We start from the raw sequence: 25,423 nt of genomic DNA on the forward strand, positions 1-25,423 counted from the left end.
GACAAGTGGGCCAAAATCCTGCGCGAGGCCCGCAAGGCCGCGGTGGACACCGACGACGCAGCGACGAAGCGGTTCCTCGGCACCTGCTACAAGGGCTACATCGGGCGGATGGTCAACCCGGACATGTGGACCGCGACACGGATGCAACATCACCACCAACCGCTCTGGCGTGCGTCGATCATCGCGCACTGCCGGTGGCGCGGCCGCCGGGTGGCGATGCGGATCGCCCGCGAGCACAATCGTTGGCCGGTCCGGACCGTCACCGACTCCTGGGTGTACCTCCTCGCCGGCGGTGAGGACATTGCCGACGCGAGCGAGGCGCTGGGCAAGATGTCGGTGGAGAAGGACGTGGTCCTCACCGACACACTCCTGTCCGCCATGGCGTCGGCGCAGGATGTGCACGACGTGAACCTGGCGATCAAGGCGGCGTTCGCCGACGACGAGTTCTCTGAGGGAGAGGTCTGATGGCACTGCATCTTCCCAAACCCCGCACCACCAAGCCGGCGCAGCAGGCGGTCGGTCTCGACGGCCTCAAGGTCTCCGTCGCCAACGCCGCGACCAGCGGGGTCGAAAAATCCAAGCAAGTCAAGTCCGGGGGACTGGCCGGGCTGACCAGCAAGGTCTCCGTCACACAACTGCGCACGGAACTCGGGAACGAGGGACTGCGGCAGGCGGCGATCGATGCCGGCCGCACACCCCCATCGGACCGCACACTGCGCCGGTGGGCGCAGCAAGGCCGCATCCCGCACCCGGATGTCCTCGAGCGTGCCCAACGCCGCGCCGCGATCGAACGACTCGGTGGCATCGATGCCGTCGCCGCGAAGATCGGCCGGTCTCGCTCCGCGGTCTCCCGATACCGGTCCGGGGACACGAACGAGTTGCGTGCCGACGCCAGCAAGAAACTCAAGAACGTCAAGGCGCAGGACATCATGAAACGCGCCGGCGTGTTGCGCCCGGACGGAACCCCGAAAACAGCGGTGATCCGGGTCAGGGGCGGTGTCATGGTCCGCAACGGCGCCGACGAGGGCTACGACTACCGGGTCCGCACCCTGGACTTCGCGAACTCGGACACCCCGTTCAGCAGTGAGGAGTCCCGCGAACTCGCCGCCGCGTTGGCCAACGACGATCACGCCCGGGTCGTGGCACTGCTCGAGCGGCACGCCACCCTCGACTACCCCGAGAACAAGGGCTTCGACAAGTACAGCGACCAGTTCGGATTCCACTTCGACCACATCGACTCCGTCCACATCGACTGGATCTGACCACCGGCTGGACCGAATCACGGGGGACGTGACGCTTTCCGCAGCCAGATCACGAAGCACCGCTGTCGCAGAACGCACTGCTATGTCGGTAAGCACTGCTATCGCGGCAGCTTTGCTATCGGAGCTAGCGGTTCTCGCAACGCTACGGGAGTGTGCGGCGGTGGCCGGGTAGTAGGTGTAGGCGACCCTCGAATGAGGGCGGCGAGGGCGGTTATCCCCATACCCCGTTGAATTCGGCAGCCGGATTCGGGCACCGTATGCACCTCACCCCAACCGGGGCGGTTCCCGACACGGGACTCGCACCGACGCGGGGAGTGTCCGAGCTCGCCGGCGACAGATGAGGTGCCCATGCCCGCAAGATATTCGAGAGCCCGCAGCGTGGTCGCTCTCGTCGCGTGTGCGACCGTCGCCGGCGGTGGCGCGGTGACCGCCCCCGCGATCGCGCACGCCGACCCCACCGGCTGCGCGGCGACGTTCAATCTGCTGATCCCCGGAACCTGGGAAACCGATGAGACCGCCGACCCCACCCATCCTGTCGGGATCCTCACACCGGTCGCCGACGCCATCACCGCCGCCCACGGGGACCGGGCGAAGGTCTACACCCTCCCGTATATGGCGCGCGCGTTCGACAACGGCCACACCTACGCCGACAGCAAACTCGACGCCCTCACCAAGGCCACGGCGGTGCTCACCGACGTCGCGGGCAGGTGCACGAACACGAAGTTCACGATCACCGGCTACTCCCAGGGCGCCGACGCCGCAGGCGATCTCGCCTCTCAGATCGGCAACGACCACGGGCCCGTGCCGGCCGACCGTATTCTGGCCGTCGGCCTGCTCGCCGACCCCGGCGCCGGCACTCAGGGGGCGGCAATTGTCGGGCCTCGCACCTCCGGCGAAGGTATCGCCGACCCACGCCCGAAGGGCATGGGCACACTCTCCGGCCGGGTCGCCTCGATCTGCGACCCCGGCGACCTGTACTGCTCGATCCGCAAGGGCGACAACCCACTCCTGGGCTCGCTCGGGTCGATCCTGAGCAAGACCCCCAGCACGAACGGCGACACCAGCAACAATGGCGACACCAGCAATGGTGACGGCGACACTCGGCTGGCGACGGCGCTGACCTCGGACTTCTCCGGCGCCGACCTGCCCGCGCTGGGCCGCGCTGTCGCCGCCCTCGGGCAGCAACTCGCCGAGCCGAACGTCAATCTCGGCGGCGTCGCGGCGACGGCCTCGTCCATCGCCACCACGCTCGCCCCGATCGCCGACCTGATCGACTCCGGGGCCGCTCACGCCGCTACCCGGCAGCTCGCCGCCGCCCCGGCGGGTAGCCCCGAATACAGCGCCGCCGAGGTGCTGTCCCAGGCCGGGGCATCCGATCTGTCCGCCGCGCTGAACGCGGTGACGACGATCGCCGACACCGCGGGGAAGCTGGCCGATTCGGGGAGTACGACCGTGGCCGCCGCATCGGGGGACGTGGCGCAGCTGTCGGCCGCGGCCACCACCCTCGGCGGTCACCTCGCCCCGCTGACATCGGTTCCCGCCGATGCGCTGTCGGGGCGGCGTCGACCGTGCTGTCGGTGCTGAAACCGGCCACGGTCGTCGATCAGGTGCTCAATGTCGCGACCGGGGTGACGGCTCTCGACGTGCCCGGCATTCTGAACAACCTCACGGTGTTGCCGCAGAAGGTTGCCGCGCTCGATGCCCACGGTGCGCACCAGGTCGCGGGGGAGCTGAACAACCAGTTCGCGCCGTTGGTGAAGATGGCCGCGGCCGTGGATCTGCGCTGGGTTTCCCAGGTGCTCTCGGTCATCCCGGACCCCACCGGGTACACCCAGATCGCCGCGCTCGTGGCGTCGATCCTGGGAGGCGTCGACGTCATCCGGCTGGCCACCCTCATCGGGCGGATCCAGGACATCGCCTGGACCGCGGTGGAGAAACTGCTGCCACCCCCCGGACAGGCACCCGACCCCCTCGGTGCCGGGGCGGCGATGGCCGGCCTGCTGCCCGTCGGCCTCGACCTGGCCTCGGTGGCGGTGAACAGTTCTGATGTCAAGCTGCGGAATAGGATTCGTCACGAGTCGTACGAACGCATATCGCCGCGATTGCTTCCGCAAACGAGTCGATTCACCGTCTCCGGCGGACCGCGGCAGACTGGACTGAGGTCGGCACGCTCACTGACATCGGTTCTTCGCGGGCACTGCACAACGTCGGTTCACCGCCGAGCGAGGAGACGTCCTCGGCCGCGTCAACACTGCGAATGTCGAATGAGGCCAGATGTCGGCTGCGTGCATGAGGGCGGGGACACCCGAGCGGCCCGGCTCGTCGTCCGCGGGCGGGGCGCTGGGCCATGTCGGGGGAAGTGAGAAGGGCGGCCAGTGTCGCGCGGGAATCGTATAGAACTGTGTGGCAGGATTTTCCGTCCGGTACTTCGGCTCGCAGCTACAGTCGATCCGCTGGTGTGTCGACGCGCCCGCACCGTGCACGGGCAGGTGATCGCCGCGGTGGTTAGCCGTTCGGGTGGAAGGGTGCACCCCGTGTGCGGCGCTTACTGCCGGTTCGTCCGAGAAAGGTCTGCAAAGCTGCGGTGCCGCCGAGGCTTCCGGCGAGCAATCCCAGCAGCAGTGCACGTTGGTATTCATGTTCCAGGTCCTCTCGGGTGCCGTTTCGGTGTGGGGGCGAACGGTGTGTTCAACGGGTTGGCCGGGGCCGGTGTCGGTCGTCGGGGAACATTGCCTCGATGCGGGTCTTGATCTCGGCGGTACTGATCGGCCCGGTGCGTCGTGTGGTGGGTGTCGGGTTCGGTGCCGCTGGGGTGGGAGTGTTCATGTGGTTCGGGTCTCCTGGGTTCGGGTCTGTGGTGTTACAGGCCGACGGCGCGTTCGAGGGTGTCGAGTTCGGTGTCGAGGTGATCGAGCATCGGGTTCAGGTCGGGCAGGGTGCTTCGGCATCCGGTGAGGCCGAAGGCGATCTGGTCGTCGTTGCTGGTGCAGGTGATGTTGAGGGCCTGACCGGTGGTGGGGATCGACAGCGGGTACAGGGCGTCGAGTCGGGCCCCGTTCCAGTACAGGGGGGTTCGTGGGCCGGCGACGTTGGAGATCACCACGTTGAACGGAGGACGCAAGGGGCCGCGCCGGCCGAGCAGCAGCTCCATCCCGAGCGGGGCGGCGCCGAGGGCGCTCATCGCGAGCACCTGTGCCGGGCTCATCTCGCGCAGCGCGGCCTTGCCTTCGCGCATGCAGTCGCGCACGGTCTCGAGGCGGTGTCCGGGGTCGGGGAGGTGGGTGGCGAGGTTGCACATCAGCACCCCCACCCGGTTGCCGCCGGCGGCGGAGCCGCCAGATTCGGTGTCGGTGGGGCGCAGCGAGACGGGGACCATCGCGATCAGTGGGTCGGCTGGTAATGCGTTGCGGGCGTGCAGGTACCCACGCAGGGTCCCGGCGGACATGGCCAGCACAATGTCGTTGACGGTGGCGTCGGCGTGCTTGGCCAGCAACCGGATTCGTTCCAGTGGGAAGGTGCGGGCGGCGACCTGCCGGGCGCCGCCGATCGACCCGTTGAGCACGGTGTGCGGGGCGGTGAGCGAAACCGCTCCGCCGGTGCCGCGGGCGGCCCGGTCGAGGGTGTTGATCGCCGCGGGCAGCAGCCCGGCGACCTCGCCGGCGACGGTGCGACCGGCGCGCAGCGCCAGCCCGGGAAGGTCGAGGGCGGCCGACAGGCCCCCACCCGACGCGGAATCCATCGGCTGCACCGGTTCGTGTGGTGTGGGAACCGCTGTCAGGTGGGTTTGCGGTTGCCAGGGGGCGGGCATGTGCCGCCGGTGCGGGTCCGCGCTCAGGGATCCGGCCAACAGGTTCATCGCGGAGGCGCCGTCGGCGAGAGCGTGGTGGATCTTGGTGTAGACCGCGTAGCGGCCGTCGGCGAGGCCCTCGATCAGATGCATCTCCCACAGGGGGCGGCTGCGGTCGAGGAGGGTGCCGTGCAGCCTCGATACCAGGGCCATCAGCTCGTCCGTGCCGCCCGGCCGGGGCAACGCGTCCCGCCGGACGTGGTGCCCGAGGTCTACCTGGTGATCGGCGAGGGTGTCCCAGCCCCACTGCCCGAGCGAGGTCAGCGACCGGCGGGCCCGCTTGCGGAACAACGGGGTCACCCGGTCGCCGGTCAGGGCGGTTTCGAACATCTCGCGCAGGTCCGCGGCGGACGTCCCGTCCGGTGGGGTGAACAATGCCAGCCCGCCCACGTGCATCGGATGCTCCCGGGACTCGCCCAGTAGGAACAGTGAATCGGTCGGCGCCATCGGCAACAACATCCGCGAAGAGTCCCCTTCTCGTCCTCGGAATCGGACCGCCCCGGTGGGCGGACCGGACCCTGCCCCCGGAACTGCGGTGCAGGTATGTAGGTAAAGCGGTGGTAATGTCACGATTGGGTGTGTTTTACATCACAAACCGATGTACCTGTTTACGTTCTACAGCAATAGCGCCGGTTGCGCTACTGGTCACACGTCCACCATGTGCGGCGGACACCGGCGACTGAACCGAATGACACAGAAACGTCCAGACACCCGAAAACTCGATCGTTACCTCGAGCCCTGCGGTTGGTGTCCTCGACGTGCGCAACGCTGCTGGAATCCCGGGATTTGTGTGGTGGGCGCGGTTCTCTGGGGTCGTCCACCATGAGGGCCTTCCGGAGGGTCGAGGCTTGTTCGGAGTGTGTTGAGGCGTGGGCGGCTACCGTTCGGGTCCGTCGTCGAGGTGGACAACCCTGGCGGTGGCGGTGGCGGTGGCCACCACGGTGCCGGTGTGGTCCATCAACGTGCCGTCGAGTGTGGCGAGATCGCCGTCACGCGAGACCACTCGCCCCCGACCGACAAAGCGCCCGGGCCGGGCCGGGGCGGCGAAGTAGCAGTGCAGATCCAGAGTCTCGATGAACCACCCCGCCGGCAGGGTCGCCAATAGTGCCGGACCGACAGTGTCGTACAGCATCGCCGCCAGGAAGCCGCCCAGGACGTGCCCGAACGGATTGGTGAACGCGGCGGTGCCCTGAAACTGCACCGTGATGGTCCCCGCGGCCGGGTGAGCATCGATCAACTCGAACCCCAGCGTCCGCGCCGCCGGCGGCATCGGGGTGCGGCCCTCCACCCCATCCCAGAACGAACCGGACCTCGTCATCGCGGTGTCCTCCTTCTACGCACTGTGGGCAAGGACTTCGGCGGCGAACTGGCGCCCGAGGATCCGTACAGCAAGGGCCCCTGTCGAACCCTACGGTGCAGGGCTGGGTCGGCGCCGGTGAGCGGGAGGGACGCCACAGGTGTCGTCCACCCTGTGCGGGCTCGTGCGCAGCTGCGCAGCTCCCGGACACGCCACACCACGCCGGACCCGGACGCAGCCGGTGTGCCGACACACCCTCCGCATCCGTGCGGGTCGGTCGCAGACCGGTCGCCGCCGATGGTGATCGCGGTCGGCACGTCGACGGCCGCCCGGAGGGCGAGCTCCCGTGCCCTGGTCACACCCGCACCGGCGTGCAACGCTGATTCTATGGAGGCAACGCCGCGGAGCCCGGGTGCCGGGCCGTCGACGTCGAGGGCAGCCGTTCTTCCGTCGAGTCCCGCGGGTTCGGCCCCATGCGCCGCGTCCGGGGCCCCTCCCACGATCGGGGTCGAGGAGGAGTTCATCCTGGTCGACTCCCACACCGGCGTCCCGCTCCTGACCAACACCGCGGTGGCGGCGGCCGGCACCGCGCACGGCATCGACCTGCAGCTCGAACTCTCCCGGTGCCAGATCGAAACGGCCACCCCGGTCTGCGCGCGGATATCCGATCTGGTTCGGGAGCTGCGCAGGGCCCGATCCCTCGCTGCCGCCGCGGCCGCCCGGTCCGGGACCCGGTTGCTCGCCACCGAGGTTCCCGTGCTCGGGCCGTTGCCGCGGGCGATCACCGACACACCGCGGTACCGGCGGATGGCCGACGGGTTCGGCGCACTGGCCGAGCAGGTGATCTGCGGTTGCCACGTCCATGTCTGCGTTCCCGACCGGGACACGGCGGTGCAGGTCCGCAATCACCTGCGGCCCTGGTTGCCCTCGCTGTTGGCGCTGACGGCGAACTCGCCGATCACCGCCAACGTGGACACCGGATATGCCAGCTGGCGGCACATCCTGTGGGCGCGGTGGCCGAGCGCGGGACCACCACCGTATTTCCGGTCGGCCCGACACTACGACGCCGCGGTCGCGACGATGCTCGACTGCGGCAGCATCCTCGATCCGGCGATGGTCTACTGGGACGTGCGGCTGTCCGCGCATCTGCCCACCATCGAGATTCGCATCAGCGACGTCCCCGCCACCGTGCACGAGACCGTGCTGCTCACGGTCCTGGTCCGGGCCTTGGTCACCACCGCACTGTCGGAACTCCGGCGAGGGCATCTCGCCCGGCCCGTCGGCGACGACCTCCTGCGGGCGGCGTGCTGGCGCGCCGCCCATGACGGTCTGACCGGGCACGGAATCGACCCGACCTCCCAAAACCTGGTGCCGCCAGCCCGGCTGCTCGCCCTCCTTCTCGCGCACGTCCGCACCGCCCTCGAGGACACCGGCGACTACGCGTGTACCCGGGCGGCGGTGGCGCGGGTCCTGGACCACGGCAACGGCGCCGTCCATCAGCGTCGCGCTCTGCGCGCCGGCACGCTCACCGACATCGTCCGCACGGTCGCCGACCGCACCGCCGAAATCTGCCCGCCCGACGACGCCCACTGGGCGGCCGTACCCCCGGCCGATGCCCCCGAACCGCCTGCGCCGACCGGGGAACGCCCCGTCTCTGCGGCGACCGCGTCACGCGCGCGAGAGTAGTTCGCCCTCCGACGGCCCGTACAGGCGTCACCTCGGTTTCGGCGCGTTCCCGTAGGCCGCGGGAGTGTTTTCCTCTGGCGGAGCGGGCTGGTGTGGGCTGTCCGCGGCGTCCGCTGGGCCCAAGCCGCGGTGAACACCCCGCGCCCGTTCCCCGAGGGCGAGGCCCGCGCCGTCGAACTGGTGGGGGCACGAACAGCTCGTCGCTGCCCGACCGACGCGATGCACCGGTCCCTGCTTTGCCGTCGGCGACATCATCGCCACCGGCGAGATCTCCGCGGCGGGGGCGCGGACGCGTGCTTCCGTTCCCGCGTCCCCATGCCCAGAGCCACCGATCCCCTCGAGCTGCCGGAGACGTCGCCCGAGCAGTTGGCGGCCAGCAGGAAAAGCGTCACAGTCTCCTGCCATGGGCGTCGACGACACAGGCATCGATACCGCAGAGTTTTTCGAACTGCGATCCCTCCTGCCGGTACGCCAATCCGACGGCAGCGCCCGCACTTGCATGTGACGCTGTGTATCATGCCGGACCGCGTAAGTCGTTCCACCTCAGCTAAATTCAGGTGAGGAATTGTTTCTCGTGGGCGCTGAAGAACGAGATGGACTACCGGCACTCCTGCGCCTCCGGTGTCTGCCCGCAACGCCCCTGTTGAGTGTTGGCCGGACGGATTGGGTTTGTGGGGGACGGCGGTGGGGAAGTTTCGGGCCGACCCCGGTGCCGATGTAGGCAGCCGTTGCGGGGCCGGTGATGTGAGCCTTCTGTCAGACGCGGACGTTCAGGCCGAACATGACGTGTAGCCAGTGCGGAAACGCGGCGAAGGCCAGATTGAGGTCGATACCAGCGGAACCCATGGTGATCACCTCTCGAAGGGAAACGACCCCACCCTAACTGGGTTATCGCAGGTCGGGTGCTGATGTTTCACGTGCTGTCGTAGATGACGTGCTCGGGTATCCCTGCCGTTCGCGCCCCGAGCACGGCATCCATCAGTCCGGTGGGCTGCCGGTAGGTGTCGTACCAAATTACTGCGGGAACCCCGGTGTGTTCGGTGTGCATGAAGGTTCGACAGGACCGCACACGCGTCCCGTACCCGTTCGAGCGCACCGTGCGGGTCGGCGTTCATCGACGTCGCGGCAACTGCTCCTGTGCGTTTCCGACCGCCGACATCAGATCGCGGTTGAGGCGCTGATAGGTGCGCAGCCACGCCACGTCGACCGGCTCGTCGTGGAGGTGGGCCATCAGCGTTTCGCTGTTGTTGTCGGTGTCCAACCACCGGCGCATCTCGGTGGTGCGATCCTGCACGTCGTGCAGCAACTGCTCGTGAACGGTGGAGTTCGTCATCGGGCGTCGTCCTCCCTTGCCGCGTACCTCAAGGCATTTCGCTGCTCATTGTGGTGGGCCGGGTGTGCTGGCTGTCAGGTGTTTCGCCGTCGACTGCGTCGCAGAGATGGGATGTTCACGTGGGAGGTTCAGCGCCGGATCTCGATCTCGCCGAACCGGATGTCGACTCCGGCCTTACGGGCCTCGGCGATCCGGTCGATCAGTGCGTACGCGAACCGGTAGTAGTCGATCTGCGAGGTGGGACTGTCGGGATGCGCGGTGTCGGCCGCGAGGAAGTTGCTCAGGTTTCCCTGTGCGAGGTTCACCGCCTTGATCGCTGCATCCTGTCGTTCGACGGTCGCGGCCTTGGAGGCGCATCGGTCTGACAGTCGGGTTTCGGCCCGGACAAGAGCGACACGGAGTGCTGGAGCGACGCGCTCGGTGACGCTGTCCGGTGGCGGGGAAACATGCGCCGCGTCGTCGCGGATCGCCTGATCGTCGTCGTGCGAGCTCATGACATGGATTCTCCCTCGGGCGTTTCGATCCGGAAGGGAATCACCGATCGATCAACGGGCAGCTGTTAGAGACGCTGGGAAATGGTCGCTCGCTCTGACCGACCCGTTGACCTCATTCGTGACAGGATTCGAACATCATTCCCGTCTGGTGTGTTTCTGCAGGGCAAAGCCGGTGCATTGCCACTGGCCTGCATAGTCTTCTCGCTGCTCCGTTATGCACCGGTAGGTCCTACCGCAGTAGTGCTCGACGCCTGTTTTTTTTTACATCTCGTCGCCGGTGGGGGTCGGGGTGTGCGCGCGGAGCTCGACGCAGCAGTGCCCGGGCCGTGGTGCCAGGACTGCCTGCACCTGGGGGGTGTCGAGGCCGGTGAGGAAGCCGGTCAGGAAGGCGTGGTTGAGGCCGCAGACCAGTTCGGGGGCCTTGCGTGCCAGTGGGTGGAAGGGGCAGTTCCGCAGCCTGAGACAGGTGGGAGTCGCGCGTACCGGTTCGAACCCCCTGGCCGCGAGCGTCTGCTCGGCCACGGTCAACGTGCGCTCGGCGTCGAGTCTTTCCGGTCGGCTTCGGTCGTGCGCGGCGGTGCCGAGTTCGGTGCCGCGTCGGGCGGCCACCTGCATCGCCCGCTCTCTGGCGTGGCCGTCTTCATTGTCGGTCAGGACGGTGTCGAGGAGAATGTCGGCGAGCAGCTCGGGGTGACGGGCAGGGATGCTGACACGGATGTCCTCGTCGGTGGGCTCGTACACCTTGGGTGTCCGACCGACCTTGCGGATACCGCCGATGGCCTCGTAGCGGGCCCGCAGAAGTCCAGCGTCGACGAGCTTGTCCAGATGAAAGGCCGCCAGCCGGCGGGAAATGCCGACCGCGGCGGCGGCCTCGTCCCGGCTCACCGGTCGGCGCGCGTCCCGGATGAAGCCGTACATGCGGCGACGAAGATCATCGGCCAACGCGGCGACCGCCGTGATCGCGGGCGCCGCATTCGCGTCGGTGTTCTCGATCCGCGCACTCACCCCTCCACGGTAACGCCGATGACCTGGGGGAAGTGATGGTGCGGTTCGAACGCGGAGAGGTCTTGACGTCGGTCGGGAATAAGACCAGGATTTATTGGTGAAATACGTGCGGTAGGAGGTCGGCGATGTCCGAGCAACTGCACCAAGCCAAACAACCCGTCAATGCCGCGCTGGCCGGCCCCTACGGGCATCCGTTCCACCCGATCATGGTGACGGTGCCGATCGGCGCGTGGGTGTCGAGTCTGGTGTTCGACATCGCCTCCCACCTGGTCGAGGACCCGACCGTGTTGACCGCGGGCTCGGTGTGGTTGATCGCGATCGGGGTGATCGGCGCCGTTCTCGCCGCGATGGTCGGACTGCTGGATCTGTTCGCCATCCCCACGGGCACCCGGGCGTTTCGCATCGGGCTGATCCACATGAGCCTGAACATCGTCGTGACCGCCGCGTACGCCGTGAACTTCGTGTGGCGCCGCGCCGGCTACGGCCAGATTGGGGCCGTCGCCGGCGGCCCGCTCACGCTGTCGGTGGTGAGCCTGTGCCTGCTCGGGGTTTCCGGGTATCTCGGCGGCAAACTCGCCTACCGCTACGGGGTGCGTGTCGCGGAGGAAACCACCCAGGCCGAGGGTTTCACCGCCGCGGGCAGCACCGCATACGAAAGCTGAGCGAGCACAGCGCTCGACTTGGGTGTTCCACATTTGAGGAGACCGATCATGGGTATCGCGGCACTGATCACCTGGTTGCTCACCGCGGTGGGCGGCTTCTACTTGCTGAGCGTCTGGATCGCGAAGGGCGGCCCCCGCAGGCCGAGCGCCAGTCATTTTCCGCCGGTGTTGATCTTCGGGCACTTCGCGTTGGCGGTCGTCGGGCTGGTGCTGTGGATCATCTACCTGCTCACCGACACCGATTCTTTGGCCTGGGTGGCGTTCATTGTGCTGCTGCCCGTCGCGGCGCTCGGATTCATCATGCTGGGGCGCTGGATCCCCAGCTACCGGGCCCGTACGGCCGTCCCGGCCACCGCACCCGCCACCACTGCTGGTGCTGGTACCGAGCAGGTGCCTGCCGAGAAGCATTTCCCGGTTGTCGTGGTGGCCGGGCACGGTTTGTTCGCCGTCGTCACCGTCGTGCTGGTGCTGTTGACCGCACTCGGTGTCGGCGGCAGCTGAGATTCCCGGCTGCGGCGGGGGCGGGCGGATCGGGTTCCACAGAGGGCCTCGGAGAGGGAACGCAGCGAAGGAGATGTGATGGACCGACAGGAACTACTCGAGCGCATCGGGTCTCTCGTCGCGCAAGAGCATGAGTTGCGCTCCCGCGTACAAGCCGGGGAGCTGTCTCCGGGCGAGGAGCAAGACAAGATCCGGCGTCTCGAGGCCGCACTCGATCAGTGTTGGGATCTGCTACGCCAACGGCACGCCCGCCGGTCCGCCGGTCAGGATCCCGGCAGGGTAAAGGCCCGTCCCGTCCGGGATGTCGAGGACTATCTGCAGTGAGAACCTCGGTCGGTTCCGCCGGGCATGCCGACAGAACGCGTCGATGTCCGAGCCGACCGTGCGTTGGCGATGCCGACCAGGTTGTCTGAGAACACCAACATCGCGCTGGTCGTGCCGCCCGGATCGTCGACGCCGGGCCGGCTCGGCGGCGACGGCCGCCTCGACAACAGGTCCGCGGATCGTCTGGGCCATTCGTCCCGGTGGCGTGCGCATCCCGCTCCCGGCGTCCGACTCTCGGAACCGAAATAGCGTCACCACCTCGGAGGTTCTTCCTGCGCGCCGCGATCGTGCCCGGGCACGATCGCGGTCAGGTCCGTTGAGGCCACAGCCGGGCCGGCCGACCGCGACGAGGCGAGAAGCGTTAGCGCACAGCGGGCGGGAGGTGTGTGCCGGTGACACAGCGCACCCCGGCGGCGTATCGGTATCTATCGGGTCCAGTGAGGACGAATTGCGCTGTAAGACAGTGGGATTGGTGCCGACAACCACCTTTCGTCGCGGCGGGACCGGCCGGTCTTCCGCGGTGGTCGGTCGCTTCCGGTGTGGCCGGGTCGTTTCGGTCCTCGGCCAGCCGGGGTTCGGTATCCCGACGACCCGTGCCATTCGAACGTCCTTCATCGGTTGTCACCGTCGCGGCGTATCAGCGTGAGGTGGCGGCCAGACACGTATCCATGTCGATGATGAGGGTCCAGTCGCCGGGATGGATCGACCACGGGACCGCGTTCCGGTCATGAAATCTGGCCACGGCGTCCGCGAAGGACAGGTATGTGGCGTGGCCGAGGGCAGTCCCACTCCATCCGATTCGGGTGATCGGATCGATGTCCCCCGCTTCGAAGGCGAGAAACTCCCCGTCGAAACGTGCGAACGACTCGTCGTCGGTGGGGACGACGACTTCGCCCCGACGGCGGCGAAGGTCACCGGACGCAGCACCGGCACCGCGTTCTCGGTGAGGGACCATCAGCCCCACCGGAACCGGCCGCAGCAGGCGAAGGCACTCGGCCGCGGAGAGCGCCGAATCCGGTGCTGTTGTGGTCATGGCGGTCTCCTCCGCTCGACGTGCCCGATCACTTCAACACTCAATTCACCCCGGGTGGTGAAACAGAGGATAATGTCACCCGCTGGGCCAGTCCCGAACCCGCGGGAACACACCCATTTTGACGGACACCGTTGTTGGACCGCGGGAGCGTGTGCGCCGTCGGTGCTTGCCTGCCTGGTCGCCACCACGGCCGGTATCGCTGCCGACGCCTGGCGTCTCCTCGATGGCATCGAAATGCTAGGCATTGCCGGTAATGCCGCTGTTCCGGGGTGGAGCGCGGCGGGCCGAGTCGCCTCGCCGGTGTTCGATGGATTGCGCGTGTGGGCAGCGCCGGGGGTGCCCCCCGGTTCGTCGACGCGTTGATCGGTCACCGGCGGGGCTCATGGTTCCCATGGGCGAGGGCCGCTTCTCACCGGGTGGCGCCTTGGTGGGTTTCGGGATCGGGCCGGTGTGTGTGCACGGCGTTCCGCGGTGATCCGGCTGATCGTGGGTGTCGGGTGCTGTGGTGGGTACACCACCTTCAGCACCATGGGAGTCGAGACCGTGCGCCGATCGAACACCGGCGGTACCCCCAAGCCGGTGCGGCGAGCGCGCTGGGCGCCGCAGCAGTGAGACCATCGGCGCCGGCAGGGGCCGGCCTCCGATGGCCGCCGGTGGTGAGGAGAGCAGATGGTCAAGAAGAAGCCCCCCGACCGGGGAGGCGTGCGGGACTAGCGGAAACCGGTGCGCGTGGACGGACCCGCGGCCGCGACCGAGCCGGCGTGCCATCTGGTGGTGGGGTTCGACCGGTATCCCGCCAGCCATCAGGCGCTGTCCTTCGCCATGGGCCTCGCGGTCCCGCTCCACGCGTATCTGCATGTCGCCCACGTCGTCGACCTCGACGATTTCCCGGTCGAACCGGACCGGGACGATTGGGAACGGCGCATCGTCGAGACGGTCGAGCGGGAACGCACGGAGGCGTGCACCATGCTCGCTGCGCTGCCCGGGAACTGGAGCTACTACTCCCACGAGGGCAACCCGGCGCACCTGTTGGCGACGATCGCCGACGCGAATGACGCCCTGATGATCATCATCGGCAGCGCACGGGGAGGGCTGGTGTCCGTCCTCGAGCGGGCGTTGGGGGAGTCGGTGTCCTCGCACCTGATCCACCACGGCCGCCGTCCCGTTGTCCTGGTCCCCGAACACATCGGCACCGCGCCACCGGTGGCCGGGCGCTGAGTGAGATGCCACAGTGAGTTCCGGATACCCGCACCGAACTCCGGAAGCCGCGTGTCTGTGATTCACCCGCGATCGAGAGATCGACATCGGACCCCGCTGTGAGCAGGAGGGGGTCAGCCGCGGGCGAGGCGGTGTACGGCGCCGCGGAGGGGGTGTTCGATCTGGGGCAGATCGACGTCCTCGGGGGCGGTGGCGGTGTTCTGGGTGGGGTTCGAGCTAATTCGGCGGTCGATCCCGGTGGCCGCGGCGGCGAGTTCGGTGCTCGACCCGCTCAGGGTCGGTTCGGGGTTGTCGAGCCTTCCTACTCGAGAGTCCAGAGGGCGAGTGAGTGCCACTGCAGATCGGTGGCATGGATGGTGCGGGTCTCATCGGGTCCTGGCTTCTGTTGGGTCAGTGGCTGGTTGCTGCGGTCGGCGATCTCGGCGAGCATGGGTGGTGGTTCCGGCGTCGCCGCGCGGGCGACGCGTCGGGAGGACGCCGCGGCGGGTTCTCGGGGGACGGTTAACTCGCCGTAACCAATCACCGTCGAACGGTGGACCGTGTGGCAGTCGACGGCGGGATGCGCAACCATGGGCCGATGGAGCCCCAGAAGAAGACCGCGGTACGGCCCTCGTGGTCGGTGGGCGCTCGGGTGACGACACACCATTCGCCCGATCCGGCGCTCGCCGCGGATCAGAGGCCGCAGAAGAGCGGGGTGATCGTCGAAGATCACGGCGAGGTGATCGACTCGGTGTCCCGGTCGTACGGGCGTGATTGGGCTCTGCCGCGCCGCTGGGCGGTTCTCCTCGATGAAGGGCAGTTGGTCTTCCGCGACGGTGACGAGCTCGAGGTCGAGGGAACGAGGAGTACGGAACGACGGAAGTAGGGCCGCGCCCATCGCGGTGAGACGGCCAGCTCCGTGCGCGAGAGTCCGGCCGGTTGCCGCCGGTGCCGTCCGCAGCGCGTGCACAGCCTCTGATCAGGGCACCGGAGCGCCGACCGGGGGCACCGCTGACACAGAAACCGGGCCGAAAACTCTGGTATCCGGGGGGTGCGGGCGATGTCGATACCCCGATACCCTCTCGATGGTTTGCTCAACGGGAGGGGTATGTCAGCACCGGTATCTGCGGTGGGGATTGCGGGCGCGGTGGTCCTCGAACGGAACGAACCAGTCGACGGCGTCGAGGTTGACCCCGTCGACTGGTTCGGGGTCGAACAGGGTCAGGACGTCGTAGTCCTCGAACAGGAAGTCCAGTGGACTGATCCAGTCGATGTCGTCCGGATGGGCCGGGACCTCGTGCAGGAGATCGTCGAGGTCGCCGTCGAGGTCGCCGTCGAGGTGCCGGCCGCCTGCGGTGACGGCGACGATGTGCAGCGCCAGCTGTTCCCCCGGTGCAGGTCGGTTCCGGATCGGTGCCGTCGGCGACGACGGCGGCGAGGTCGTCGAATGCCTGCGCCAGGCGCCGCCGCCGCCGGCTGCCGCGTCCAGGTGCACGGCGGCAGTTCGGCCAGCACCGACCCGGTGCTCGCATTGTCGATCTCCCGCCCGGCCAACAGGGCGGTATCGACCCGCACCTCGTCGGCGATCTGGGTGGCGGTGACCGCGACGGCGCGGCGTTGCCGCTCGGTGAGCTCGGGTCCCCGGTCGTCGGCGGGGAATCCGTTATCGGGTGGTCGGTTCGGCACCGGATACATGCCTCGACCCTGCAAAACCTGGTGGGCCACGGCCGGGAGCCGACTCGTCACCGCGTTGGCGGGTTCTAACCGTGCCGCTCGCCCGTGGCCGGAAGGTTCGCCTAGGGTCGACCGGTGCCTTCCCCTGCCCCGGCCTCGCCCGCCCCGATGGGAGTCGGTGCCGAAACCCCGCCGGGATCCTCCCTACGGACCCCGGCGGGGTTTTCCCCGCCGTCGCCGAATCCGGCGCGGCGATCGGCTCGGCGTCCTGCCGCGACGCATTCTCGCGGTCCAAGCTGCTCCTGCGCCGGTGCGCCGCTGGGGCTCTGCCCGGCTTTGGGATTGACCGTGTTCGGGTCGTTCCGGCACTGGCGCGGAGGGCGTGTCGGCACGTCGGTTGCGTCCGGGTCGTGTGCGGTGTGTCAGTGCGCGACACATGACCTCATACAGACGAACCAGGGCGTGCTGACCGGGATGCGCTTGGGCACGTCAGGGCCGGTTGGCCGAGGTCTTCGGCGAGCCCGATCTCGATTGCGCGGTGTTTGACGAAGTCGACGGCCACGTCCCACCCGGTCGGGTCGGTGTCGGCGGGGGTCTCCGATACCGACAGCGAGTCGGTCAGGGTTTCGAGGACGTGCCACCCGATGCCCTGCCGCCTCGGCACGCCGGGGTGGTCCACGCGGGCGGCGATCGTGATCCGTGATCCGTGATCCGTAATCCGTGTTCGGTGGTGGTGACGGTGCAGTGTAGGTCGGAGCCGGGCCGGGCCGAGGTGACCAGCTGGGTGCATACCTCGTCGGCGGCGAGGGTGATGTCGGCGATCTCGTCGAGGGTGTCAGCCGAACCGACCGGTGATTGCGGCGGCGATCCGGTCGTGGCGGGTCTTCCGGGAGGTAGTGCTGGTCGTCGAGGTGCAGCCGGACGGTGGCTGGGTCGGCGTGATAGGGAATGGCATCGCGCCGAGGTGGGTCGTGCCCGCATGTCCTGACGGACGCCTGCCCGAGGATGTCCGTCATACCGGCGAGGTGACGGGCTCCTGCCCGGGTTGTCTGGTCTAGCGGGGTAGTTCGCCGGTGAGATACCGCTGCAGGTTGGGGGCGATCAGCTCGATGATCCGCTCGTGTGGGGCCGAGGCCAGCGGTTCGAGGGCGAGAAGGTACCGCATCGACGCCAGCCCCATCAGCTGGGTGGCCACCAGGTTCGCGCGCCACCGGGCCAGCTCCGGGTCGGTTTCCACGGACTCGGCGATCGGCTGCAGCGCCCGTTTGAGAAGGAACTCCCGCAGCAGCCTGGCGCTGCGGTCATGTGCGATCGAACTACGCAGCAGAGCCACTGCCGCCGATCCCGCCGGGGAATCCCAGAGGTCGAGCGCCGTGCGCAGCAGCCGCTCGGCGAGCCGGTCACCGGGTCCATCGAGGATGGTGTCCACGTATCGCCGCGGGTCGATCGGGGCGTCCATCGCGGCCAGGAACAGTTTCTCCTTGGTGCCGAAGTAATGGTGCACCAACGCCGCGTCCACCCCGGCGGATGCGGCGACCGCGCGAACGGTCGCCGCGTCGTATCCGGACTGGGCGAACGCCGCCCTGGCGGCGCGGAGGATCTGGTCCCGGGTGTCCTGTTTTCCCGGCCGCCGCCCGCTGTGCCGCCCGGTCGCCATCACGACTCGATCTTCGCGTCGCGGTCGATCAGCACCATGGTCTCCTCCAGGGTGGCGGGCACCTCCGTCACCTCCGCCTGCATGCCCGCCGAATCCAGTGCGCCGCGCACCTCGGCGACCCCGACTCCCACTACCCGCACCACCCGGCCGGCGAGGGTCACCGGCAACCTCGCCGCCACCAGCGCGTCGAACGCACGGGCCCACTCGGTCGCCCGGACGGCGATCGCCCGCTGCCCACCGACGATGTCGTCGAGCGTTCCATGCGCGACCAGCCCGCCGTGGGACATGATCGCCAGCCGGGTGCATTGCTGGGCCTCCTGGAGGCGTCACCAGCACCCCGCAACCGGTGTCGGCCTGGTCGTGGATGGTGTCCCACAGCCGGGTGCGGGCCAGTGGGTCCACGCCGGAGGTGGGCTCGTCCAGGACCAGCGGCCGGTGAGACAGCGCGCAGAAAAACGCGAGTCGGCGTTGCAGGCCCAACCCGATCTCCCCGACCGGACGTGCAGCAACCGTCTCGAGCGCGTCCGGCAGGGCGGGCGCGGTTATTCCGAACGCCTCGGCCACGAACCCGGCGTTCTGCCGGACCGACAGTTCCTGGTAGAGGCCCAGGCCCTGCGGCATGTAGCCGAGTCGGCGGCGGGTGCGTCGCGACGGCGGCGCACCGAAGACGTCGATCGCCCCCCGGTCCACCGGCTCGAGCCCGAGGATCATCCGGATCAGCGTGGTCTTGCCGGCCCCGTTCGCGCCGATCAGGCCGACGATCTCCCCCGGGTGCACGTGCAGCGACATCTCCCGGACCGCGGTGAACGCCCCGAAGCTCCGCCATGCCCCGCGCACGTCGATCGCCGCCTGGTCAGCCATGCCCGGCCCCCCGCTGCTCGTTCCGGGCCAGCATCAGCGCGATCACCGCATCCTCGAGATCGGTCTGCTGGTCCGGATCCGGGTGCCCGGACGGATTCCATACCCGGAATATGTTGCCCCGCCGCCATGCCCGGCCCGATCGCGGGCCCGGTGGACGCAGCGGTTCGGTGCCGATCGTGCCCGGGACGCTGGCGATCACCTCGTCCGGGGTTCCGAACCCGAGGACCGCACCGTCCTCGAGGACCAGCACCCGGTGCGCCCGCTCGGCCTCGTCCAGGTAGGTCGTCGACAGCAGCACCGCGGTGCCCGCCGCGGCCGCCTCCGCCACCATCCGCCACAACTGCACCCGGCTGACCGGATCCACACCGGTGCTCGGTTCGTCGAGCAGCAGCACCTGGGGGCGGTGCAGCATCGCCAGACAGAAGCCGAGTTTGTGGCGCATGCCGCCGGACAGGTGCCCGCCGAGCCGGTCGCCGACACCGCCCAGGCCGGCCGGGCCGAGCAGGTGCTCTCTCCGCTCGGCCAGCAGCTCCGGACTCAATCCGTAGGCGCCGCCGACGAAGTCGATGTTCTCGTCCACCGTCAGGTCTCGCCACACCCCCGAGGTGCTCGGCTGGAACCCGATGTCCTCCCGGGCGGGCATCGTGACGGTGCCGCCGGTGATCGGCACCCGACCCGCCAACGCCCCGAGCAGGCTGGTCTTGCCCGCCCCGTCCCCGCCGACGACCGCGGTGACCTGCCCGCGGGGAATGTCGACGGTCACCGCGTCCAGCACCGGCCGGCCCCCCAGGTGCACCGTCACCGCGGCGGCGCCCCAGACACTCTCACCCGGCACTGCGCACCACCGCCCTGCCCGCCGGTGCGATGGACCGCTTCAGTCGGAAGACCGCCGCCCCGAAAATCACCACCGCCATCGCGGTCAACACCACGATGGGCACCCACAGGGTGTTCATGCCGGCCCCGCGCAACATCACGCCCTGCGAGATCTTGGTGAAGTACGTCAGCGGCAGCAGGTACCCGATCCAGCGGACACCGGGAGCCATCGCGTTGAGTGGAAAGATCATGCCGGACAGCAGGACCTGCGGCAGCAGCACCATCATCGCAGCCTGGATCGCCTGGCCGGTGGTCTTGGAGATCGTCGAGATGAACACCCCCAGCCCGAGCACCGCGAACAGGAAGATCGCCGCCCCCAGAGCGAAGATCAGCACGTTGCCGTTGAACGGCACCGCGAAGATCCACATCCCGAGCAGGGTCACCGCCACCATGTCGGCGGCGGCCAGCAGGAAGTATGGTGCGATCTTCCCGATGATCACCTCTGCCGGCGAAAATGGCATCACCGCAAGCTGTTCCAGCGTTCCGGCCTCCCGCTCCTTGACCAGGCCGATGCTGGTGATGATGGTGCCGGTGAAGGTCAGGATCAGTCCGATGATCGCGGGCACCATCACCCAGGACGTCTTCAGGTCCGGGTTGTAGAGCACCTCCGAGTCGACGGTGGGGCCCATCCGTGCGACGGCGATCTTGGCGGATTGGGCGGCGAAGAGGTTCGATCCGTCGATGTACACCATCGGCTTCCCGGTTCCGGTGACGATCGCCAGGTCGGCGACGTCGTCGCGCAGCGCGGCGCGTGCGGTCGCGTCGGTGCCCGCGGGATCGACGGTGTCGAGGTGCAGAACCCGCGCCGCCTGCGGGTCGGCCGCAAGCTGGTCGGACACCACCTGGGCGTTCGGGCCGACGATCGTCACCTCGAGCGTGGAGATGGTGAAGTTCGCGGCGAACCCGAAGACGATCAGCAACAACACCGGCAACGCGACGAGCATGCCGAGGGTGCGGCGATCGCGCCGTAGTTCACGAAATTCCTTGACGATCATCGCGCGCATGGGCACTCCCAGGACGGGCAGCCGGGCTGCAGTAATTCATCGAAAGATGAATTAACGGTAGGTCCCGCTCCGGGGCAGCGTCAACCCTCGCCGCGGACGCCACCGAATCGTGACGGACGTCGGCGGAGGACACCTCGACCGCGGCCCTGCCGCCCGCGCAACCAGATGGCCCCAGATCAGAGGCGGATGACCTCCCAACGCGCAGCCTGCCGGTTCATCACCGCAGGGCGGACAGCCTCGACCTTGCACGCGAGAAGCGGCGATCGGACCACCGACGGCCTCAGGAAGGGGGCCGTCTCGGTTCCCCACGAGAAGACCGATCCGGGAGGACGATGATGATGAACCACAGCTCGGCCACTTCTCTCGCTTGCACCCCAGCGAACTCCTTCACGGAAGAACACCGAGGGCGCGGCCCAGTGACAGGCGAGCTCGATGGGATCAACCCATTGCGTGGATCTCCGCGGACGTCGCCCGCTTGGGCCGGTTCTATGCCGAGGTGCGACGCTGACGTCGGGCCGACGCGCACCCACGGCCAAGACGGCAAACAATCGATGCTTATCAGCAATCAGTTCTCGAACGATAATGAGTACCAACATGATTCAAACTAGGCCGAAATCGGGCAAACCGGGCACCCTGCACGGCCCGCATACCCGCGCTGTGCCGGTCGGGCCCGGGAAGATCGAGGAGTATGTGCTGCGCTTCTTTCCGTTTGCCGCGACGTTCCAGCCGGGTCACCGTCTGACGGTGGAGCTCACGAAACAACGAACCGCTGGCCGACGCGCACAACGCGCTGCTGCCACCGGATGCCTTCCGTCTTCCGGTGGGCCGCCCGGTCGCCCCCAAGATCTACCGGGACGCCGCCCACCAGTCCCGCCTCGTGCTGCCGTTCACGACACGCAAGGCGGGGGAGAAGAAGTAGCGACAGCGGTTTCCTGCTCCTGCCGAAGGAAGTCGTGATCGTTTGCTGCGGCACGTCTCCGGTCACGGGGTGTGCCGCGCGGAGTCGGTCCGGCTCCGATCTCACCGGTCCGGAGGAACTCGCCTTCGGCGACATCGCCGCTACGATCATGACGGCCACCGGAAAGCCCGTCCGTTATCAGTCAGGCGCGGGGGGCAGGGGGCGAACACCCAGCCGCGCAGGGCGAGGAACCGGATGCCCCCGGCCACGGCGCTGACGGCGATGACGAGTGCGACCTGCACGATGCCGCCGGCGGCGGGGAAGGCCCAGTGCAGGAGGGCGAGGGCGGCCGAGCTGACACCGAGCCCGATCAGGGCGAGCGTGCCGCCCTCCCACTGGGCGACGAACCAGCGGACCCGGTCGGCGGCCTGGAAGGTGAGGCGGCGATGCAACTCGTTGGCGAGAATCGTGCTCGTCACGACGCCGACGAGGTTGGCGAGGAACGAGCCGTACACGTCGAGGGTGAAGAACGCGAGCGCGTACAGCACGTTGCTCGACGTGCCGACCAGCGTGAAGCGGGTCAGCTGAGCGAGGACGCCGCCACCCCTTGTGCGTAGAAGGTACGCAGGCGGGACGACGGCGTCGTGGAACTGAACGGTCATCTCAGTCATCGGATGCGGATGCGGATTCCGTTGCCGGTAACGTGCCCGCCGCCGAGGACGCCGGCCACCTGGTCCTCGCTCAGTCCCAGCTCGCGCAGGCGATCCCACACGGCGTCGAACTCGACGAGTTTGGCGTTGAGGTCGTCACGAAGCCGGTTGACCTCGTTGCGGATCCGCTCCGCCTCGTCGATCGCCTCGAGGGTCTCCTCGGGCTTGGGCAGAAGCATCGTCAGGAGACGGTCGCGGGCGTCGGCGCTGAGCCCCGCGAAGGGCTGCTGCTGGTCGGCGGGCGCCTGGTGCCGGCCAAGGCCCCACTCGGCGGAGCCGATGGGCGCGGGGTCCTGCCCGGCAGTGAACTCCTGCTCGAGGAGGGCGAGGTCGAGGTCGGAGACGGCGGAGTAGTCCGGTACCTGCGTCGGTTCGCTCGGCAGGTCGATGGTGCGACGCAGCGGGCGGTTGGGGAGAGCGATTGCATCGGCATCCGGGACGCTTCGGTGACCGAAGTGGACCACGTCGTCGTCGGTCTCATTGTCGCGTCGTGACCGCCAGATCCCGGTCAGGTACAGCGCGAGGCCGACGAGCAGCCAGCACAGCAGGACGATCACTGGGGTTGCTTCGCCGTGGCCGTTGAAGAATGCGACGTCACGCAGTAGCGAGCCGGTGGCACCTGGGGGCAGGAGTTGCCCGATGCTTCCCCAGGGGGTCGGCAGCATTTCCCGTGCGCTGGACAGGCCGGACAGAGGGTTGCCCAAAAAGATGAGCAGCACGGCGGCGACACCGAGGCCGGCGCCTCCGAGCAGCTCTCGCAGGCCGAGGACCGCTAGACAGGTGGCGGCGATCCCGAGCATCGCGGCCAGGCTGGTCATCCAGTAGCTTCCATCGAAGGTGCCGATGACGTATTGCAGGGTCGCGACCAGTGCCAGGCCCCCGACGATCGCTACGCCGGCTGCGGCGAGGAGGCGGGCTCCAGGCGTGGCTACCAACAACATGATGGCCATGGCGCCGATCCAGCCGCCGAGTGCAAGTGGGAGTGCGCCGGCTGCCAGCCCGGCGCCTTTCGGGTCGTCGGCAGGAAAGGCCCGGATGTCCTCGACATGGGCAGTGCCACCGACGGACTGGGCAACGCGGTCACCGATGGGCGGTATCAGGGCAGCCACCGTGGGGCTGGCGGCCGACGCGACTATCGAGGTCACGTTCCTGCCGTCGACCACCACCGCTCCGTAGATGTCGCGATGCTCGATCGCCTCGCGTGCGGCAGCCGCATCCGAGTATTCGCTGACCTCGAAACCGTCGAGTCCGCGGGCCAGTTGTTGAGCTTGCACCCAGGGAGCGACCACCCCGACCGGGACATGGTGGGGTGCCGAGTTCGAGGCGGGGAGAGCAAAAGCCATGACCATGAGCGCCAGCAGCACCGCGATACCGAGGATCAAGGACATGATCGTGCGAGGACCCGGACGAGGTGTCAAGGATGACCCGGGCGAGGAGAGCATTGCCATGCCGACCACCTTCCTAAGAAACGCTACGTTTCTCGAGAGGCTAAGGTATCCTCATAGGAAACGCAACGTTTCGTATGGGAGGTGTGGTGGGTAACACGCGGCGACGGGGCGAGGATCTGCAGGCGGCCATCCATGAGGCGGTCCATGATGAACTCGCCGCCCGCGGCTACGCGGGACTGACGTTCGAAGGTGTCGCCGCAGCTGCGGCGACAAGCAAGGCAGTGTTGTATCGCCGGTGGCCGACCAAGGCGGAGATGGTGCTGTCGGCTATCACCACCACAGGCCAGCCGATTTTCACCGTGCCGGACTCCGGATCCTTAGCCGGCGATTTGAATCAACTCATGCGTGCCGGTCGCACCTTTTTCCGCGAGCAGACTCGGCAGACCATACTCGGCCTGTTGGCCGACGCCGAAGAGTACGCGGCCGAGACGATGCGCGAGATCCTCTTCGCGCGGGCGACCGAGATGGTGACGCCGATTCTGGAACGGGCCCGCGAACGCGGCGAACTTGGCCCGGTGCCCATCCCTCCTCGCGCTGTCGCGCTACCGCTGGATCTCCTGCGGCACGAAACCCTGTTACGAGGAAAGCTCGACGAGCACGACATCAACGAGCTGGTCGACCAATGTGCCGTACCGCTTTTGGTGGCGCTGAGCACGAACCCAGTCTCCGCGGCCTCAAGCTGAGCAGTGGCGCCAACACCACGCACTTCGGGACCACGTCCACTGCCGTTGGCCCGCTATGCCGTCGGCACGACGCTCATGGATGAGATCGTCCGGCGCCGAACCGACGACGGTCTGTGTTTGACCTCGTCCTCCTCGAGGAGGTGGCGCACGCGCTCACCGGGGCGCAGTCCGCCTGCGCCGGTGAGGGCGTCGAGGTCGTCGCCGGTCCCGATCACGATGACGCGGCCCCGTTCGTGCAACACCTCGACGTCGGTGCGGTACAGCACCTGCGAGGTCATGACCTCGCCCGGTCTGCCGATACGGAACCGACCGTCCACCAGATACGGCATCCGGTCGACTAAGCCTGAATCCGTGTGTGTCACGAACGTTGAAAGGAGCTTGATGTAGGAAGAGCTTCCAGAAACGGTGCTGCGTAAGCCTAGATCCACCGATCGACTGATGTATTCGTGCTGAGTTTCGTTGTGCGGCAACGAGGAGGTTACGGGCGTGGGTGATCGTCCGACCTGCGTGTCGGGTTGTTCCACTGGGGCTTTCGCGTCGAGGGCGGGCAGGTGTCGCGGGTGTTAGACGATGATCGGGTGATTGCGGCCGAATGTTCTGTCGAACAGGGTGTTCCACGCTGTTTCCCACGGCCAGTCGGTCGGTAGGTGCAGCGTCAACCGTCGGGCCGAAGAGGCGATGCGCGCGGGGACCGAGACGATGGTGCGCCGGAGGGTTCCGGTGGTCGCTTTCGTCAGCTTCGGGTCAGCCGTGAGGGTGCCGGCGGCACGGGTGAGATTGAAGGCCATCACCGCGCAGACCAGCCAGGCGGCGTTCGCCGAAAACGAGTTCGACGGCAGATGGGCGAGTGCGGAGTTCTTCAGGTCCGCGTGCACCTGTTCGATGACGGCGTGCTGACGGTGGGTCTTGTCGGCGGCGACGGTACCGACCTCGTCGGGGTCGGTGGTGGTGAAGAAGGCGTGGAACCGCCACAC

At 68.1% G+C, this 25,423-nt stretch carries 27 protein-coding genes and 5 pseudogenes; 12 read left to right on the plus strand and 20 right to left on the minus strand.

The annotated features are described in order from the left end of the window. The 3 genes and pseudogenes from ACFWAY_RS47035 to ACFWAY_RS47045 all read left to right on the plus strand — a co-directional run. A pseudogene (locus ACFWAY_RS47035) lies at nt 1-465 on the plus strand (hypothetical protein); the annotation flags it as partial. Then, nucleotides 465-1,262, plus strand: a complete 798-nt coding sequence (locus ACFWAY_RS47040; protein WP_378515454.1) for a hypothetical protein — start codon at nt 465-467, stop codon at nt 1,260-1,262. The pseudogene ACFWAY_RS47035 and the gene ACFWAY_RS47040, both read left to right, overlap by 1 nt. Nucleotides 1,263-1,610: 348 nt before the next feature. After that, a pseudogene (locus ACFWAY_RS47045) lies at nt 1,611-3,301 on the plus strand (cutinase family protein); the annotation flags it as partial. Between the two features lie 649 nt (nt 3,302-3,950). Here ACFWAY_RS47045 and ACFWAY_RS47050 read toward each other — a convergent pair. The 3 genes from ACFWAY_RS47050 to ACFWAY_RS47060 all read right to left on the minus strand — a co-directional run bounded on the left by ACFWAY_RS47050 (nt 3,951) and on the right by ACFWAY_RS47060 (nt 6,427). Further along, the gene (locus tag ACFWAY_RS47050; protein ID WP_378515456.1) at nt 3,951-4,088 is read right to left on the minus strand and encodes a hypothetical protein; all 138 of its coding nucleotides are present in this window, start codon (nt 4,086-4,088) and stop codon (nt 3,951-3,953) included. Between the two features lie 34 nt (nt 4,089-4,122). Continuing rightward, complete coding sequence (locus ACFWAY_RS47055; RefSeq protein ID WP_378515457.1) at nt 4,123-5,568, minus strand: wax ester/triacylglycerol synthase family O-acyltransferase; 1,446 nt, start codon at nt 5,566-5,568, stop codon at nt 4,123-4,125. Nucleotides 5,569-5,986: 418 nt separating this feature from the next. Further along, nucleotides 5,987-6,427 carry a PaaI family thioesterase gene (locus ACFWAY_RS47060; RefSeq protein ID WP_378515459.1) on the minus strand — a complete coding sequence of 147 codons (441 nt, stop codon included), beginning with the start codon at nt 6,425-6,427 and terminating at the stop codon, nt 5,987-5,989. A 366-nt stretch (nt 6,428-6,793) separates the two neighbouring features. Here ACFWAY_RS47060 and ACFWAY_RS47065 point away from each other — a divergent pair, with 366 nt between their 5' ends. Then, complete coding sequence (locus ACFWAY_RS47065; protein WP_378515460.1) at nt 6,794-8,092, plus strand: glutamate--cysteine ligase; 1,299 nt, start codon at nt 6,794-6,796, stop codon at nt 8,090-8,092. A 913-nt stretch (nt 8,093-9,005) separates the two neighbouring features. On the opposite strand, the gene ACFWAY_RS47070 is transcribed toward ACFWAY_RS47065, so the two are convergent. The 4 genes from ACFWAY_RS47070 to ACFWAY_RS47085 all read right to left on the minus strand — a co-directional run bounded on the left by ACFWAY_RS47070 (nt 9,006) and on the right by ACFWAY_RS47085 (nt 10,924). Then, entirely contained in the window at nt 9,006-9,140 is a 135-nt protein-coding gene (locus ACFWAY_RS47070; protein ID WP_378515461.1) for a hypothetical protein, read from the minus strand. A 63-nt stretch (nt 9,141-9,203) separates the two neighbouring features. Beyond that, nucleotides 9,204-9,425 carry a hypothetical protein gene (locus ACFWAY_RS47075; protein WP_378515463.1) on the minus strand — a complete coding sequence of 74 codons (222 nt, stop codon included), beginning with the start codon at nt 9,423-9,425 and terminating at the stop codon, nt 9,204-9,206. Nucleotides 9,426-9,553: 128 nt separating this feature from the next. Next, the gene (locus tag ACFWAY_RS47080; RefSeq protein WP_378515464.1) at nt 9,554-9,919 is read right to left on the minus strand and encodes a hypothetical protein; all 366 of its coding nucleotides are present in this window, start codon (nt 9,917-9,919) and stop codon (nt 9,554-9,556) included. A gap of 261 nt (nt 9,920-10,180) precedes the next feature. After that, nucleotides 10,181-10,924: a helix-turn-helix transcriptional regulator gene (locus tag ACFWAY_RS47085; protein ID WP_378515465.1), complete on the minus strand. Its 744-nt coding sequence runs from the start codon at nt 10,922-10,924 to the stop codon at nt 10,181-10,183. 125 nt (nt 10,925-11,049) lie between these two features. Here ACFWAY_RS47085 and ACFWAY_RS47090 point away from each other — a divergent pair, with 125 nt between their 5' ends. The 4 genes from ACFWAY_RS47090 to ACFWAY_RS47105 all read left to right on the plus strand — a co-directional run bounded on the left by ACFWAY_RS47090 (nt 11,050) and on the right by ACFWAY_RS47105 (nt 12,660). After that, nucleotides 11,050-11,586 carry a DUF2231 domain-containing protein gene (locus ACFWAY_RS47090; RefSeq protein ID WP_378515466.1) on the plus strand — a complete coding sequence of 179 codons (537 nt, stop codon included), beginning with the start codon at nt 11,050-11,052 and terminating at the stop codon, nt 11,584-11,586. A 48-nt stretch (nt 11,587-11,634) separates the two neighbouring features. Then, complete coding sequence (locus ACFWAY_RS47095; RefSeq protein WP_378515467.1) at nt 11,635-12,087, plus strand: hypothetical protein; 453 nt, start codon at nt 11,635-11,637, stop codon at nt 12,085-12,087. A 78-nt stretch (nt 12,088-12,165) separates the two neighbouring features. After that, the gene (locus tag ACFWAY_RS47100) at nt 12,166-12,411 is read left to right on the plus strand and encodes a DUF2630 family protein (RefSeq protein ID WP_378515468.1); all 246 of its coding nucleotides are present in this window, start codon (nt 12,166-12,168) and stop codon (nt 12,409-12,411) included. Between the two features lie 81 nt (nt 12,412-12,492). Further along, the gene (locus ACFWAY_RS47105) at nt 12,493-12,660 is read left to right on the plus strand and encodes a hypothetical protein (protein WP_378515470.1); all 168 of its coding nucleotides are present in this window, start codon (nt 12,493-12,495) and stop codon (nt 12,658-12,660) included. Between the two features lie 388 nt (nt 12,661-13,048). On the opposite strand, the gene ACFWAY_RS47110 is transcribed toward ACFWAY_RS47105, so the two are convergent. Continuing rightward, complete coding sequence (locus ACFWAY_RS47110; RefSeq protein ID WP_378515472.1) at nt 13,049-13,444, minus strand: pyridoxamine 5'-phosphate oxidase family protein; 396 nt, start codon at nt 13,442-13,444, stop codon at nt 13,049-13,051. 723 nt (nt 13,445-14,167) lie between these two features. Here ACFWAY_RS47110 and ACFWAY_RS47115 point away from each other — a divergent pair. Then, on the plus strand, nt 14,168-14,662 hold the full coding sequence (locus ACFWAY_RS47115) for a universal stress protein (protein WP_378515473.1): 495 nt from the start codon (nt 14,168-14,170) through the stop codon (nt 14,660-14,662). Nucleotides 14,663-14,775: 113 nt separating this feature from the next. Here ACFWAY_RS47115 and ACFWAY_RS47120 read toward each other — a convergent pair whose 3' ends face one another. Together ACFWAY_RS47120 and ACFWAY_RS47125 are read right to left on the minus strand one after the other, a co-directional pair. After that, on the minus strand, nt 14,776-14,997 hold the full coding sequence (locus ACFWAY_RS47120; RefSeq protein WP_378515474.1) for a hypothetical protein: 222 nt from the start codon (nt 14,995-14,997) through the stop codon (nt 14,776-14,778). Next, entirely contained in the window at nt 14,964-15,233 is a 270-nt protein-coding gene (locus ACFWAY_RS47125) for a hypothetical protein (protein WP_378515475.1), read from the minus strand. The genes ACFWAY_RS47120 and ACFWAY_RS47125 overlap by 34 nt, the downstream gene beginning before the upstream one ends. 6 nt (nt 15,234-15,239) lie before the next feature. On the opposite strand from ACFWAY_RS47125, the gene ACFWAY_RS47130 reads away from it, so the two are divergent. Continuing rightward, complete coding sequence (locus ACFWAY_RS47130) at nt 15,240-15,527, plus strand: hypothetical protein (protein ID WP_378515476.1); 288 nt, start codon at nt 15,240-15,242, stop codon at nt 15,525-15,527. 225 nt (nt 15,528-15,752) lie between these two features. Here ACFWAY_RS47130 and ACFWAY_RS47135 read toward each other — a convergent pair whose 3' ends face one another. The 6 genes and pseudogenes from ACFWAY_RS47135 to ACFWAY_RS47160 all read right to left on the minus strand — a co-directional run bounded on the left by ACFWAY_RS47135 (nt 15,753) and on the right by ACFWAY_RS47160 (nt 20,701). Continuing rightward, on the minus strand, nt 15,753-16,136 hold the full coding sequence (locus ACFWAY_RS47135; RefSeq protein ID WP_378515478.1) for a hypothetical protein: 384 nt from the start codon (nt 16,134-16,136) through the stop codon (nt 15,753-15,755). A 621-nt stretch (nt 16,137-16,757) separates the two neighbouring features. Continuing rightward, nucleotides 16,758-16,979: a hypothetical protein gene (locus ACFWAY_RS47140; RefSeq protein WP_378515479.1), complete on the minus strand. Its 222-nt coding sequence runs from the start codon at nt 16,977-16,979 to the stop codon at nt 16,758-16,760. 390 nt (nt 16,980-17,369) lie between these two features. Next, nucleotides 17,370-17,972, minus strand: coding sequence for a TetR family transcriptional regulator (locus ACFWAY_RS47145; protein WP_378515486.1), 603 nt, complete (start codon nt 17,970-17,972; stop codon nt 17,370-17,372). Continuing rightward, nucleotides 17,972-18,833, minus strand: a pseudogene (locus ACFWAY_RS47150) (ABC transporter ATP-binding protein). The gene ACFWAY_RS47145 and the pseudogene ACFWAY_RS47150 overlap by 1 nt, the downstream one beginning before the upstream one ends. Beyond that, nucleotides 18,826-19,629 carry an ABC transporter ATP-binding protein gene (locus tag ACFWAY_RS47155; RefSeq protein WP_378515487.1) on the minus strand — a complete coding sequence of 268 codons (804 nt, stop codon included), beginning with the start codon at nt 19,627-19,629 and terminating at the stop codon, nt 18,826-18,828. The pseudogene ACFWAY_RS47150 and the gene ACFWAY_RS47155 overlap by 8 nt, the downstream one beginning before the upstream one ends. A gap of 28 nt (nt 19,630-19,657) precedes the next feature. After that, complete coding sequence (locus ACFWAY_RS47160; RefSeq protein WP_378515489.1) at nt 19,658-20,701, minus strand: ABC transporter permease; 1,044 nt, start codon at nt 20,699-20,701, stop codon at nt 19,658-19,660. 636 nt (nt 20,702-21,337) lie between these two features. On the opposite strand from ACFWAY_RS47160, the pseudogene ACFWAY_RS47165 reads away from it, so the two are divergent. Next, a pseudogene (locus ACFWAY_RS47165) lies at nt 21,338-21,629 on the plus strand (X-Pro dipeptidyl-peptidase); the annotation flags it as partial. A 146-nt stretch (nt 21,630-21,775) separates the two neighbouring features. Here the strand turns inward: ACFWAY_RS47165 and ACFWAY_RS47170 are convergent. Continuing rightward, a complete protein-coding gene (locus ACFWAY_RS47170) occupies nt 21,776-22,270 on the minus strand; it encodes a GtrA family protein (protein WP_378515480.1) in 495 nt (164 codons plus the stop codon). 5 nt (nt 22,271-22,275) lie between these two features. Continuing rightward, nucleotides 22,276-23,700, minus strand: a complete 1,425-nt coding sequence (locus ACFWAY_RS47175) for an ABC transporter permease (protein WP_378515481.1) — start codon at nt 23,698-23,700, stop codon at nt 22,276-22,278. A 152-nt stretch (nt 23,701-23,852) separates the two neighbouring features. On the opposite strand from ACFWAY_RS47175, the gene ACFWAY_RS47180 reads away from it, so the two are divergent. After that, a complete protein-coding gene (locus ACFWAY_RS47180; RefSeq protein WP_378515483.1) occupies nt 23,853-24,449 on the plus strand; it encodes a TetR/AcrR family transcriptional regulator C-terminal ligand-binding domain-containing protein in 597 nt (198 codons plus the stop codon). A 53-nt stretch (nt 24,450-24,502) separates the two neighbouring features. Here ACFWAY_RS47180 and ACFWAY_RS47185 read toward each other — a convergent pair. Both ACFWAY_RS47185 and ACFWAY_RS47190 read right to left on the minus strand, forming a co-directional pair. Continuing rightward, nucleotides 24,503-24,814: pseudogene (locus ACFWAY_RS47185) on the minus strand (hypothetical protein); the annotation flags it as partial. Between the two features lie 198 nt (nt 24,815-25,012). After that, on the minus strand, nt 25,013-25,423 hold a 411-nt coding region (locus ACFWAY_RS47190), incomplete at its 5' end, for a transposase (protein ID WP_378515485.1).

The organism is Rhodococcus sp. NPDC059968, assembly GCF_042738615.1.
Taxonomy (GTDB): Bacteria; Actinomycetota; Actinomycetes; order Mycobacteriales; family Mycobacteriaceae; genus Rhodococcus_F.